The sequence below is a fragment of the candidate division TA06 bacterium genome (assembly GCA_016208585.1).
GTDB lineage: Bacteria > Edwardsbacteria > AC1 > AC1 > EtOH8 > UBA5202.
On sequence record JACQXR010000118.1, the window covers coordinates 25,842 to 40,099 of the forward strand.

General features: G+C 49.9%; 12 protein-coding genes. All 12 read left to right on the forward strand.

Features of this window, described 5'->3' with window-relative positions:
- Nucleotide 1 precedes the first annotated feature (1 nt).
- The 12 genes from HY768_09085 to HY768_09140 all read left to right on the forward strand — a co-directional run bounded on the left by HY768_09085 (nt 2) and on the right by HY768_09140 (nt 14,157).
- Nucleotides 2-973 (forward strand): PorV/PorQ family protein, encoded by a 972-nt coding sequence (locus tag HY768_09085; protein MBI4727353.1) that lies wholly within the window; start codon nt 2-4, stop codon nt 971-973.
- A gap of 70 nt (nt 974-1,043) precedes the next feature.
- Nucleotides 1,044-1,184, forward strand: a complete 141-nt coding sequence (locus tag HY768_09090) for a hypothetical protein (protein MBI4727354.1) — start codon at nt 1,044-1,046, stop codon at nt 1,182-1,184.
- Nucleotides 1,163-2,092 carry a glycosyltransferase family 4 protein gene (locus HY768_09095; GenBank protein MBI4727355.1) on the forward strand — a complete coding sequence of 310 codons (930 nt, stop codon included), beginning with the start codon at nt 1,163-1,165 and terminating at the stop codon, nt 2,090-2,092. Before HY768_09090 ends, HY768_09095 begins: the two co-directional genes overlap by 22 nt.
- Nucleotides 2,093-2,159: 67 nt before the next feature.
- On the forward strand, nt 2,160-4,067 hold the full coding sequence (locus tag HY768_09100; protein MBI4727356.1) for a VCBS repeat-containing protein: 1,908 nt from the start codon (nt 2,160-2,162) through the stop codon (nt 4,065-4,067).
- 138 nt (nt 4,068-4,205) lie between these two features.
- The gene (locus tag HY768_09105) at nt 4,206-4,862 is read left to right on the forward strand and encodes a class I SAM-dependent methyltransferase (GenBank protein ID MBI4727357.1); all 657 of its coding nucleotides are present in this window, start codon (nt 4,206-4,208) and stop codon (nt 4,860-4,862) included.
- Nucleotides 4,862-5,776 (forward strand): flippase-like domain-containing protein, encoded by a 915-nt coding sequence (locus HY768_09110; protein ID MBI4727358.1) that lies wholly within the window; start codon nt 4,862-4,864, stop codon nt 5,774-5,776. The genes HY768_09105 and HY768_09110 overlap by 1 nt, the downstream gene beginning before the upstream one ends.
- Before the next feature lie 13 nt (nt 5,777-5,789).
- A complete protein-coding gene (locus HY768_09115) occupies nt 5,790-8,219 on the forward strand; it encodes a YfhO family protein (GenBank protein MBI4727359.1) in 2,430 nt (809 codons plus the stop codon).
- A gap of 407 nt (nt 8,220-8,626) precedes the next feature.
- A complete protein-coding gene (gene recF, locus HY768_09120) occupies nt 8,627-9,727 on the forward strand; it encodes a DNA replication/repair protein RecF (protein MBI4727360.1) in 1,101 nt (366 codons plus the stop codon).
- A gap of 127 nt (nt 9,728-9,854) precedes the next feature.
- Nucleotides 9,855-10,178, forward strand: coding sequence for a DUF721 domain-containing protein (locus HY768_09125; GenBank protein MBI4727361.1), 324 nt, complete (start codon nt 9,855-9,857; stop codon nt 10,176-10,178).
- 137 nt (nt 10,179-10,315) lie between these two features.
- Nucleotides 10,316-12,211, forward strand: a complete 1,896-nt coding sequence (gene gyrB, locus HY768_09130) for a DNA topoisomerase (ATP-hydrolyzing) subunit B (protein MBI4727362.1) — start codon at nt 10,316-10,318, stop codon at nt 12,209-12,211.
- Nucleotides 12,212-12,317: 106 nt separating this feature from the next.
- Complete coding sequence (locus tag HY768_09135; GenBank protein ID MBI4727363.1) at nt 12,318-13,433, forward strand: DNA adenine methylase; 1,116 nt, start codon at nt 12,318-12,320, stop codon at nt 13,431-13,433.
- Nucleotides 13,426-14,157: a hypothetical protein gene (locus tag HY768_09140; protein MBI4727364.1), complete on the forward strand. Its 732-nt coding sequence runs from the start codon at nt 13,426-13,428 to the stop codon at nt 14,155-14,157. The genes HY768_09135 and HY768_09140 overlap by 8 nt, the downstream gene beginning before the upstream one ends.
- The last annotated feature ends 101 nt before the right edge of the window (nt 14,158-14,258 follow it).

Consider the following 14,258-nt stretch of genomic DNA (forward strand, 5'->3'; position numbering starts at 1 on the left):
TATGAAGAAGACCATCCTGTTACTGGCGGTATTCTCCGCAGCTGCGGCGGTGGCCCCGGCCCAGGATTGCGGCTTCTCGTTTTTGCGCCTGCCCTTAAAAGCCAAGGCCGTGGCCATGGGCGAGGCCCTGGCCGGCGCCTCCGACGACCCGGCCGGCCTGCCCTATAACCCAGCCGGACTGTCGCTGATAAAATCCCGGCAGGGCTCGGCCGGCTACACCAATTATGCCGCCGATATCCAGGCCGGCAGTTTAAACTATGTCCAGCCCTGGGATCAATGGGGAACCTACAGCGCCGGGATCTCCTACCTCAACAGCGGCTCCATCAAAGAGACCACCATGGACATGCCCACCGGCACCGGAAACACCTTCAGCTACAATACCCTGGCCCTGTCGCTGGGATACGGTCGGGTCATCAGTTCCCAGCTTTTTGCCGGGGCCGCGCTGAAAGGGATTTACGACAAGGTGCAGGAATATTCGGCCGCCGCGGTGGCGGTGGATCTGGGCGTTCTATATGAAATTGACATGGAACAGGCGGCTAAAATTCTATTAAAAGCCAAGGGCCGCCACAATTACGGCAGCAGCCTGACCGCCGGATTCTCGGCGCTGAACCTGGGAGTGGCCGCCAAGGCCTTCGTCAACGAAAAGGAGAAACTGCCCCTGACCTTCCGGGGCGGACTGGCCTACCGTCCGGTCCTGAACCGCCTGACCGTGGCCCTGGCACTCTCCAAGGCCATAGATGCCGGGGTCAAGGGCCAGCTGGGTCTGGAATATTTTGTGAAGGATGCGTTGGCCCTGCGGCTGGGATACAACGGCACCATGGGAGGCATCAAGACCGGCTCCGATCTGGACGACTTTACCGGGCTGGCCTGCGGACTGGGGATCTGCATCAAAAAATACCGGTTAGATGTGGCTTACGCCCCGATGGGCGGGCTGGGTAATCCCTTGCGGGCAGATATCTCAGTTGAGTTTTAAATCCAAGGATTATTTAATGGGCGGACTGAAACCGCCCATTTTTTGATTAACAGAATCCGGAACTTCACGCATGAATAATTCCGATCATATTGAGATAATCAACGACCAGCCGGAATACAGCGGAACCGGGGTTTACGCCTGGAACCTCTACCGGAACATCAAAGACCTGGTGCCGGTGAAAATGGCGGATTGGAATCCTCCCTGGAAATAAAGGGTAAAGGACCCAAACCGTTCTTTTGGTGGCGGTGCAGCCGGGCTTATCGGCATCAGGAGAACGTCCACCTGGTCAGCCAGAATCTCTCGTTCCTCAAAGCAGGCAACAAAAGGATCGTCACCTGCCTGGATCTGATACCGCTTTTCATGCCGTCATCCCTGTTGGAGAAATGCTGGAGAGGTTTTCTTTACTCGGGGATAAAGAAGGCCGACCACGTTATTTCCATCTCCCAAGCCACCAAAAAGGACCTGGTGAGGATCTACAAACTGGATCCCCGGAGGGTCACTCCGGTATTGCTGGGCGTCACCCCGGAATTCAAGCCATACAACAAGCGGGCCAGCCGGGAGCTGCTGGGGCTGCCCCGGGAGGAGAAGATAATTTTACAGGTGGGAACCGCCGCCCCCCGGAAAAATTTCATCACCACGCTGAAGGCCTTTGACCGCATAGCCCGGGGAAATGGCAACATCAGGCTGGTAAAAGTCAATCCGGCAGGGATAAAGGACAAGGAATTCATTGCCCGGTCTGGCCTGTCATCAAAGGTCCTGGTCAGGGAATCGGCGGCCAAGGAGCATATGCCGCATTACTACGCGGCCGCTGATGTCTTCGTTTTCCCCTCGCTCTACGAAGGTTTCGGCTTGCCGGTGCTGGAGGCCATGGCCTGCGGCTGCCCGGTCATTGCTTCCAACAATTCCTCAATTCCCGAAGTGGTGGGGGAGGCGGGGATAATGATAGATCCCCTCAATGAAGTCTTGTGGAAGGAAATGATCCTTTCGGTATTATCGGACCAGGGTTTATCCCAGAAACTATCCGCCGAAGGCTTGGAGCGGGCCAGGCTTTTTACCTGGCAGAAGACTGCCGGGGAAACGCTGCAGGTCTATCAAAAAATATTTAAAAATAGTTCTTGACAAAAGGCTTTTATCGGTGTATAATGTGCTACAAAGGATAATGGTAATCATAAAAAAGGAGCCGGTCATGAAAAAGTTATCTTTTCCTCTGGCAGTTTTGGCTTGTTTAAGTATCTCCACGGCAGTTTCCTTTGCCGGAACCTGGGTGGAATCTTCGCAGGCCGATTTTGCTGATGGCGATTTCAACGCCAACGTTTTCACCTCCAAGGAAGGCAGCGACAGCGGTTGCGTTAAATCTGCGCCGGGAGCGTTCTATGACCTGAACAAGGATGGCCGGCCGGACATTATCATATGTAATTTGGAAGGCTCATACACATACATCTATTGGGGAAAGCACGATTGGACATATTCTGCAGACAGTTCACAATCCCTGCCTTCCAGCGGATCAACCGGTAACTCGGTAGATGATATTGATAAGGACGGTAATTTGGACATTCTCATCAGTAATTATTATGGGAATGCTGTGATTTATTGGGGCAGTAAAGCCGGATATTCTGCAGATAATTCTACAACTTTAACTGCATATGCCGGCCACGGCAATAGTATTGTTGACCTTAACCATGACGGTGCCTTGGATATCCTTGTATCTCGCATGAATGGAACAGAGATATATATTTTTTGGGGAAATAAAAAGGATAGAAGGAGCTTTATCCGAACAACTCTTAGCGGATTTAGTTCTTCCGATGTTGCCGTGTCCGATCTTAACAAAGACGGCGTATTGGACATTGTGGTCCCCAACAAACAGGGAAATTATCCTCCGGCCGGCGGATTCACTTTCAGCATCCCTTCGTACATCTACTATGGGCAAAAAAGCCAGGACTCGGTGTTTTACAACGACAACGCCAAGGATTCCTTGGAAACCTATGGAGCTTACTGCGTCTCAATCGGTGATGTGGATAAGGACGGCTGGCTGGACATAGTGTTCAGCAATCACCGTAACGATGCGACGTATAATGTTAATTCCTATATTTATTGGGGCAGCGCCACAGGTTTCAAAACAAAACCACGCCAAGAACTTGAAACGCATTCTGCCATTGGAAACACAATCGTCGATCTGGATCGTGATGGCAATAACGATATTATTTTTGCCAATTGGTATAATGATCTATCCTATAAAATAAATTCTTTCGTGTACTGGGGGCCAGACTTTAGTGCCAGAACAGAATTGCCGACCAACGGTGCGCATGGCGCATTGGTAGGCAAGTTATCAAATAACAGCATCAATGATGTTCTCATAACCAATAGTTACGGGGGGTGGAGCTATATCTTTCACGGGGTCTCAAAAACGGGATACATTAGTTATGATTCTCTCCCGTCATCTTACGGTCACATTTCCACCAAAGATAATGGGAACATCCATAATCGGGGCAAAACCGAGACATATAATTCTTCTGTTTTCGGCAACGGCACCGATACTTACTCCTGGGGTACTTGCTCCTGGAACGCCACCCTGCCAGTCGGGACTTCCTTGCAGGTTCAATTAAGATCGGGCAACACTGCCAATCCCGATGATGGAGCATGGAGCACCTGGTCGCCGGTGGTCAAATCGGGAGGCAAAGCCGGGCTGGCAAACTCCAAATATACGCAATATCAGGTGATATTCACTACCAATGATTATTTTGGAACCCCGACCGTAGACGGTTTCTCACTGGACTATCAGATAATCACCGGGATTGCCGGCGGGGCGGGGGAGGAATCGGGACGGAAATATTTCAAGATTAGTAATCTGCCGAAATTGGGGGGAGCGGATATCGTCTATCAACTCAGTGTCCCAGAAAGAGTAAGGATTAATATTTATAACATTGAAGGACGCTTGGTGGCGAACCTAGCGAATACTGTGCAATCTTCCGGGCAACATCAGCTTAAGTGGGAGGCAAAGAACGCATCAGGTTCCATGGTTTCATCGGGTATCTATATCTGCCGGGCCGAGATCGGCAGGGATATTTATTTTGGCAAGATAGTGCTGGTAAAATAGTCAATTTCTGATAATCCCCAAAAATGGCATGTCTTTAAGACATGCCATTTTTTATTGACCTGGTTTCAGTAATTGTGGTATAGTTACAATATATTTTATCGAATAACCAGCCATAATAAATTCAGGCTTTCCGTTAAAATGAAAGACAGCAGTTACTACAAACAACGGGTGGAGGCGGAAGTCCAAAAAAGGACTTACCGCTCTTCCAAATATTCCGACTGGCATCAGGAGATATTAAGTTATGTCCGGGGGGTAGTGCTGGACCTGGGCGCCGGCGACGGGGCTTTCACCGTCCCGCTGACCCGGCAGGGTCTCAGAGTAGTAGCCTGCGACCTTTCCCGCACCCGCCTGCAAAATCTAAAGGCTTGCACTTCCGAATTAGTAGAGTTGAATGCAATGGCAATACCATTCAAGCCATCTGTCTTTGATACTATTTTATTTATAGAAGTTCTAGAGCATCTGCCTGACAGGTCCGCTCAGCAAAGACTTTTGACGGAACTGGGGCGGGTCCTAAAGCCCGGCGGCGTAGTAGTTTTGACCACCCCCAACCGCCCGGTTTACCGGATCATGACCATGTTATGGAAATGGCTGGGAAGCCAGGAACCGGATCCCACCCATTATGCCGAACTAAGCTGGCCGGAATTGGAAGAACTCTGCCGGGAGAAGTTTGACATAGCCTATGTCCGGGGCAAAGCCGGCTTGATCCCGCTCTGCTTGGTGCAGAGATTGCTTTCAAAAAAATTATATCTATGTTACGACATCATGGTGGCGCTTAAACATAAGGGAAAGGCATAATGAAGCGTTTTATATCCGGTCCGGTCTTCAAAAAAACTGTCGCCACGGTTGTGATCCTTGTCATCGCCTTTTTCATGGGAAACCAGTTATACCGAAGCTGGCAGGATATTCCTTTTTCCAGCCTTCATATTAATTATCTCTGGCTGTTGGCTTCTTATCTGGGTTTGTTTGCCTCTTTCGGCTGCTCCATCAAAGCCTGGCAGATTATTTTGGACGGGCTGGGATCCCGAATGAATTTTACCCGGTCATGGTGGGTGATCACCGCTTCCCTCCTGGCCAAATACATCCCCGGGCACGTCTGGGCGGTGGGCGGCCGGATACTCCTGTGCAAAGCGGAGGGCGTCTCCGAAAAGATAAGCGGCACGGCCATGATCATAGAAATGATGGGGCTTCTGCTGGGCTCGCTTTTGGCGGGCATAGCCTGCATTCCATTTCTGCTGGCCCAGGGCGTACCTTCCTGGATCTGGCTGATGACCCTGCCGGCTGCGATACTGCTGTTGCTATTATTCTCCCCTTTGCTCATCATCATTTTACGCTGGATAGCCAGAGTATTATTAAAACGGGAGGTGGCTCTGACCGCTAATCCCGCCAGGTTTGGGGCGGCGGCGGCCTTATACTTTGCTTCCGCCCTGATTCAGGGTGCGGCATTTTTCCTTTTGATCAGGACGATATATCCCATAAGCCCGACCTATCTGCCGGGAGCAATAGGCTTATATAACGGAGCCTGGGCAGTAGGTTTTTTAAGCTTGATTACCCCAGGTGGTTTGGGGGTGCGGGAAGGGGCCATGGCTTTTTTGCTTAAATACTATATTCCGGTGCCGCTGGCGGTAATTATTTCGATCATGGGCCGGTTGTGGATTACGATATTCGAGGTAATGGTCGCTTTGATAGGGTTGAGATTCAGGAAACAATAAATATGCATGGAATATGAAAAAAAATCGAAATCCCAAACCAAACCCGGTCCAGCAGATACCAGAACTACCCGGCAGGGACTACCTCAATAATCCCTGGCTGGCCTCGGGTTTTCTGTTCGCCTTAGCCCTAGTGATGTTTAACCGGGCGTTGTTGTCCAAGTTCATGATCTTTGGCACAGATTTTGTCACCGGGGCCTACATGAGCCGGGCCTTTGCCGCCGATGTCATTACCCGTCTGCACCAGATACCTATGTGGTATTCCAATGTTTACGGAGGTGTGCCTTACGTGGATGCGGTGGCCGGAGATTTATTTTATCCCACCTCGCTGCTTTTGCGGCTGTTTATGCCGGCCCATCAATTCACCGCCTGGAATTATTTTCTTCACATCGCGCTGGCCGGAATAGGCGCCTATCTGTTCCTGCGGAACCTCAAATTCGGCGGAACCGCCTCGCTGCTGGCCGGAATAACCTATATGTTCACCGGCTCCACGGCCAGCCTGATGTACGCCGGCCATGACGCCAAAATCATGGTCGGGGCGCTGCTGCCCTGGCTGCTGCTTTTCATAGACAAGGCCGTGGCCGGCAAAAAGCTTTTATGGACTCTGTGCGCCGGCCTGGCAATCGGCCTGGCCCTGCTTACTCCGCATGTTCAGATGTCGTATTACCTGCTTTTGGCAGGATTCTTTTTTGCCCTGGCCCGGATGTATCAAAATTTCAAAGCAGATAAAAGCCGGCTCAATGTTATCAAAACATTGGGGCTGGGCTTGGCGATGCTGGCGGTCGGCTTTTCCCTTTACGCCGTTCAGGCCCTGCCCCTGCAGTCCTATCTAAAATTCTCTCCCCGGGGCCAGGACAAGGGCTACCAGTTTGCCACCTCGTATTCCATGCCGCCGGAGGAGATAGTCAACATAGTCTGGCCGGAGTTCTCCGGCCTGATCGACAAGGATTCCGGCGAACGTCCCACCCATTGGTACTGGGGCCGGCGCGACCTGAAACTGCACACCGAATATATCGGGGTGATCCCGGTTCTGCTGGCCCTGGTCGGATTGATTTACAGCAAACGGAAAAAACTGAAGCTGTTTTTCATATTTTTCGGGGCCTTTGCTCTGATCGTAGCCTTCGGCGGTTTCACCCCGCTGTATTACCTGGTCTATTATCTGATCCCCGGGATGTCCAAGTTCCGCAGCCCGGCCATGATCTTCAGCCTGTTTTCCTTCGCCGCTGCCGTATTGGCGGCCGCCGGAGTTCAAGCCCTGATGGACGGTCATTTTAATAAAAAACTTTTCAATGGATTGCTGATAGGCCTGGGCGCGGCGCTGGCGCTGGGGTTTGTTTTTACCGGAGCCAAGGACGGAATGACCTCAATGCTTTCCGGTTTTGCGGCTCAGGGCTGGGGCGCCCAGGCCTTGTGGAACAGCTACCCTGAGATGGCCAGGGGATTCTGGATAGCCTTTGTGATCCTGCTGCTGGGGGCTCTGCTGGTTTGGCTGCTGGCCAAACGCAGAATGCCCTTAATCTGGTGGGCGGCGATTGCCGGCCTGCTGATATTTGCCGAGTTGTGGCGGGTGGACGCCAAATTCATGAAGGTGGTATCCCCCGATGATTATTTTTCCAAGGACGAGGTGGTCCAGAAACTAGAACGCGACAAATCGCTTTACCGGGTGATGCCACTGCAGGTCCACCAGCAGGGGAATTATTTGACCCTGTTCGGTTTCCAGACAGTGGGGGGAGAGCATCCCAACCCCCTGCGGCGGTATAACGAATTCGTGGGGGTAAGCGCCCAAAGGCTGCTGCCCGATTTCCACAATGTCCTTGACTTCAACGGGCTGAATTTCATGTCCATCCTGGGTGCAAAATACCTGCTGATGCGGCAACCGTTGAACCATCCCGATTTCGCGCTTTACGATTCCTGTTACGGCGGCCAGGTCAGGATCTACCAGTATAAAAAAGCCCTGCCCCGGGCCTGGCTGGCAGGTAATTACGAAGTAATTGCCGAGGAAACGAAGATCCTGGAACGCATCAAACAGGCCGGCTTTGATCCCGCCCGGACGGTCATATTGGAAGAATCGCCGGAAGGAGTCGTTCCGGCCAACCAAGCGCAAGGAAGCGTTGTCATTGATGAATACCAGCCCAATCAAATAAAAATATCGGTCGAAGCCTTGGCCACGGCCATAATGGTATTCAGCGAAAACCATTACCCGGCCTGGCAGGCGTATCTCGACGGACAGCCCGCTAAAATCTATCGGGCGGATTACACTTTCCGGGCGGTGGTTGTTCCGGCGGGACGGCATAAAATAGAGTTTAAATATTATTCCAAAACATTCAACACGGGTCTGACCGTCAGCCTGATATCCGCGCTGTTGGTAATACTGGGAATAATCGGTTTGGGGATAAGGGAGATGGCCGTAGCGAAAAGATCTAAGACGGAAAAAACCGTATCATAGACCAGGGGTGCAAAAAGCCCCCGCCTGCGGCGGGGGGCTTTATTTATTAATTTAATTTTTACAATGAACTCATTCATATTTGCCCAAAATATTTTGTCATAGGTTTCAGAAAAAATAGCGGTTCTGAATTCATCCAACTGCCCACCATAAATATAAGTTCGTGAAAACCCGATAGAAAAATTCTATCGGTTTTTTGTTTTAGTAAAAAAAATATCCGATAAATGGCAGTTTTTGCCGGGCATTAAAATAAATGCGATTAAATTCGTTGCATAGCAATAAGTTACAATATAAAAAATCTATAAAAATCTATAAAAAATCTTTGCATTTTTACCATATATTGTGGTATAATTACCATTCTAATACACCCAATAGTGTTTAACATTAAAATTTAACAAAACGGACATTTTATGTATCTTAAGTCTTTTAAAGGCAGTGGATTCAGAAATTTACAGACTTTTGCCGTAGAGTTCTCGGAAAATAAAAATATATTTTACGGTTCAAACGGCGCTGGTAAAACCAACCTGCTGGAAGCAATCTATTATTTGTGCATCGGGCGCTCGATGCGGGAATCGGCTGAGGATGAAGATTTGATCCGCTTCTCCGACGACATGTTCCGGCTGGAAGGGCAGATGCAGACCCAAGAGGGCGAGTTGCTGGTGGAATCGGCTTTCAACAAGGTGGAAAAGCGCTGTAAGATCAACAATGAACTACAACTCAAGCTATCCGAGCTTATCGGCCGGCTGCCGGTGGTCAGCCTTTCGCCCGAGGACGATGAACTGTGCAAGGACGGCCCCGGGGTGCGCCGGCGCTTCATGGACCTGGCCATCTCCCAGCTGTCCCGCAATTATCTGGCCGATCTCCAGGAATACCGCCGGGTGCTGCACCAGCGCAACCGGCTACTGTTCGATATCCGCGAGGAACGGGGCCAGGTCGGTTCGCTGGATGCCTGGAACCAGCAATTAGTGGCCTGCGGTTCCAGAATAATCAACAAAAGGATTCAGGTGATAGACGACCTCAAAGAATCTGCCGGCAGCAGGTACCTGGGCATCGCCGGTGGTCGGGAAAGGCTGGGGTTGCGTTATCATCTTTCGTTCAAGACCGAGCCCGATGAGCCGGTGGAGCGGACCTTTGCCAAGGCGTTGATCGCCAACTACGAGTTTGAAAGGCGGCGGGGCATTACCATGTTCGGTCCCCACCGCGACGACCTGGAGATATCCATCGGCGGCAGCCGCATCCGCAGCTTCGGCTCCCAGGGGCAGCAGCGCACCGCCGCCATCAGCCTAAAGCTCGCCGAGGCCGAGATGCTGGCCCAGCAGCTCAAAGAAAAGCCAATCTTATTGCTGGACGAGATCTTTGCCGAGCTGGACCGGGAACGGGGCGGGCTTTTGGTGGACCAGCTGGATACGGGATATCAGGTTTTCATCGCCACCGCCAAGAACCAGGAGGTTCCCAAGCAGGAAGGCTTTAAAAAGTTCAGGTTTGAAGCCGGCCGGATAGTGGCGGAGTAATCTGAAAACACACCACCTACGCCTGCGCCTCGCCACGAAAAATACGAAACCCATTCAGAAACCTGGCAAAAGCTATTCCTGTCAGTCATTGTTTATTATCGATTTTATTTTATAACGGCGGTGTTTAATGGCCCATCCAAATAAACCGGAATCGGTAGGCCCCATCCTGGACCGGCTCTTGAAGAACCTGGAGATCGACAAAAAGGTGGGCGAGGGCCAGGCCCTGCTGATCTGGCCGGAGGCGGCCGGCCCCAAGATGGCGGCCAAGACCCGGCCGGAATCGGTCTTCCGGGGCCGGATGACGGTGCTGGCCCAGAACCCGGCCTGGGGCCAGGAATGCATGTTTATGAGAATCCAGATCAGGGACAAACTGAACAAGATGCTGGGGCGGGAGATCATCAAGGAGATCGTCTTCAAGGTGGGAGAGGTGGATAATTCTGGCAAACAATGACTGTTAGGGGCTGCAGATAGTATCCGGCATCCAGTAGTCAGTAGCTACTATTTGAGAGCAGGGTTTTTGTCCTGGGTTGGCGGTAAAATGGCTGATCAAGAAACTTATAAAAAGGAAATGACATAAAGAGGGGATATATGGCAGAGACTTACGGCAGCGAGAAAATCACGGTCCTGAAGGGCCTGGAGGCGGTGCGGCGGCGGCCGGCCATGTACATTGGGGATACCTCGACCCGGGGGCTGCATCACCTGGTCTGCGAGGTGGTGGACAACGCGATCGACGAGCATATGGCCGGAGCCTGCGACCATGTGACGGTGACGGTGCGCAAGGACGGTTCGGTGGTGGTGACCGACAACGGCCGCGGCATCCCGGTAGACCTGCATCCTACCGAGAAGAAGCCGGGGGTCGAGGTGGCCATGACCATGCTCCACGCCGGCGGCAAGTTTGACAACAAGGCCTACACCATCTCGGGCGGCCTGCACGGGGTGGGGGTCAGCGTGGTCAACGCGCTGTCCGAGTGGCTGGAGGTCGAGGTCCAGCGCGACGGCAAGGTGTACCAACAGCGCTACCAGCGGGGCATCACCCAATGTCCCCTGAAGACCATTGGCAAGACGGCCAAGACCGGGACCACAGTCAGCTTTCTGGCCGACAAACAGATATTCAAAACGTTCAGCTACTCCTTTGATATGCTATCGGGGCGGCTGCGCGAACTGGCCTTCCTCAACAAGGGCCTGGCCATCGACATTCTGGACGAGCGCTCCGGCAAGTCCCACAACTTCAAGTTCGACGGCGGCATCGTCTCCTTCGTAAAATATCTGGATGAAAATAAGACCCCCATTCACAAGCCGATCTACGTGTCCAAGGAAGGCGACGGCGTGCAGGTGGAGGTGGCCCTGCAATACAACGACAGCTACGACGACAATATTTATTCCTTCTGCAACAACATCAACACCATCGAGGGCGGCAGCCACCTGATCGGCTTCAAGTCGGCCCTGACCCGGGTGATCAACGACTACGTCAAGAAGAACAACCTGCTTAAAAAGGATGACTTCACCCTGTCCGGCGACGACGCCCGCGAAGGCCTGACCGCGGTGGTCTCGGTCAAGCTCAAGCAACCCCAGTTCGAAGGCCAAACGAAAACGAAGTTGGGAAACTCGGAAGTCAAGGGAATTGTTGAGTCCTTGGTGGGACAGGAGTTGGCGGCCTTCTTTGAAGAGAACTCCACCTTGGCCAACAAGATCTGCGAGAAGGGCATCCTCTCGGCCCGCTCCCGGGAGGCGGCTCGCAAGGCCCGCGACCTGGTGCGGCGCAAGAACGCCCTGGAGACCTCAGGGTTGCCCGGCAAGCTGGCCGACTGCTCGTTAGACGATCCCACCCTGTGCGAAATATATATCGTCGAGGGCGATTCGGCCGGGGGCTCGGCCAAGCAGGGCCGGGACCGGAAATTCCAGGCTATCCTCCCGCTCAAGGGCAAGATTCTCAACGTCGAGAAAACCCGGCTGGACAAGATGCTGGCCAACGACGAGATCCGGACCCTGATCACCGCCATGGGCACCGGGATCGGCCAGGAGGACTTTGACCCGGAAAAGGCCCGCTATCACAAGATCATCATCATGACCGACGCCGACGTGGACGGGGCCCACATCCGCACCCTGCTCCTCACCTTCTTCTACCGCCACATGCGGCCGCTGATAGAAAAGGGCTACGTCTACATCGCCCAGCCGCCGCTGTACCGGGTGGCCAAGGGCAAGGAGGAACACTACGTTTACAACGACGAGGAGTTGGAGAAGGCGGTCAGCCGGCTGGGCAAGGACCAGGCCAATGTCCAGCGCTACAAGGGCCTGGGCGAGATGAACCCCGAACAGCTGTGGAAGACCACCATGGATCCGGAGCGGCGGACCCTGCTTCAAGTTGCCAACGACGATGCGGCCCTGACCGACCATACCATCACCATGCTGATGGGCGACGCGGTGGAGCCCCGGCGGTTGTTCATCGAGCAGAACGCCAAGTACGTCAAGAATCTTGATGTTTAAAGTTAAAAAGAGATTTATTTGCTTTTAGTTAAACAACATAAAGATATGAATGAGTATTATGAATAGGGCGTCAACCATACATTTTAATTATTTGCAACAGGAATTAATGCCTAGTAATACTGTTGTGGAAAGTCCACAGTATTTGGAGGAGCAAATAATAACTTACATTGGGAATAAACGTTCATTGCTTACGTTAATTGATAAAGCGGTAAATATTGTAAAAGGTAAGTTAGGTTGTAATAAAATTAGTGCTTTGGATCTGTTCTCTGGTTCTGGCATTGTTGCTCGTAACCTAAAGAAACATACTCATACATTATATGTTAACGATATCGAATACTATAGTCAGATATTGAACAAGTGTTATTTGACCAACAAAAGTTTTGTAAATATAAAAGAAATAGAAGAAAAGTTGTTGTATATAACAGATAAAATAAGAAAGGTTTGGGAACCGGGTTTTATTACAGATTTATATGCGCCTAAAGACGAAACTATAATATCAAATGAAGATCGTGTTTTCTATACAAAAAGGAATGCAATTTATATTGATACCGCCAGGCAACTGATTGCAGAGTTACCAGAGAAGGAACAACATTTCTTTCTTGCACCGTTATTGGTAGAAGCTTCTATACACGCAAATACGTCTGGTGTTTTTAAAGGATTTTATAAAAATGCTAATGGTATTGGCCAATATGGTGGACATAAGAAAGATGCATTAAAAAGGATATTAAATGATATTAACATTAATACCCCAATATTCTCTTTTAATGAAAATAAATATTATATATACCGTAGTGATGCAAATGATTTGGTTCGTAAAATACCACACGTTGATTTAGCTTATTTTGACCCACCTTACAATCAGCATCCTTACGGCTCTAATTATTTTATGTTAAATTTGATAGCAAGATATGAAAAACCTGATAACATAAGCAAAGTATCAGGTATACCAACTGATTGGAATAGATCAAAATATAATGCTAAAAAAGTGGCCTGTGCAACATTGTTTGATGCTCTTGAAAATTGTAATGCTAAGTATATTTTACTATCATATAATTCAGAGGGTTTTGTACCGCATTGTGATCTTTTAAAAGAAATAAAAAAAATAGGCAATGTAGAAGTGCTGGAAACGCCTTATAATACTTACCGTGGCAGTAGAAATTTATGGCGTAGACCAATACACGTAACAGAATACCTTTATTTACTGGAGAAAAACAATGTCTAATAAAAAAGAGTTAAGGCAACAACGTAATGGAACAGTAATTAATCTGACATCAAAAGGTCAAGAAAAAATGGTTTTAAAGGCATTAGACGTTGTCGTAAAACGTTTGCAAAAGCGTTTCAAAAATATACAGTTAGTGCATGAGCCATTATGGTTATTAAAGGATATAATAAATAGGCTTAAAGTACAATATCCAGATGTTGATTTTAAATGTTACCATGAAAAATCTTCCATGAAGCCAGACGGAGGTATATTATCAATAGTTAGTAAAAGTGGTTATCAATATCCAATTTTAATAATTGAAAAGAAAAACCAGGGGACAAATGATTTAAGAGCCAGTGAGGGGAAAAAGCGCCAAGCTCAAGGTAACGCTATTGAAAGATTAGGGAAAAATGTTATCGGTTTTCGCGTTGCTATGATGCAAGAGGCCATATTCCCATTTGTATGTTTTGGTGATGGTTGTGATTTCTGTAATGGCTCTAGTATATTAGATAGAGTGGTGACTATTGCAATGTTCGGGCAATTGAACAAAGAATATTTGCATAATATTGGACCCAGCGGTGTTTTTAACAGAGGGACTTTTTATTTTAGAGATAGAGTATGGAAAAAACCAGAAATAGAAGAAATAGCATATTCGATTGCAGAGAAAAGTGTGTATTATTATTTTTCAAAATATAGCGATAAAGAGTTTGGGTCTTCTCCAATGAGTGTGGGTGATTTTAGGTGATTTTGGGCTACTTACAGGGGAGGAAGCGTGCAGGTCAGTACCTTCAACCGTAAGTATTCCTCGTCTCTCAAACCATACGCCCTGCGCTGAATAACCCTGAT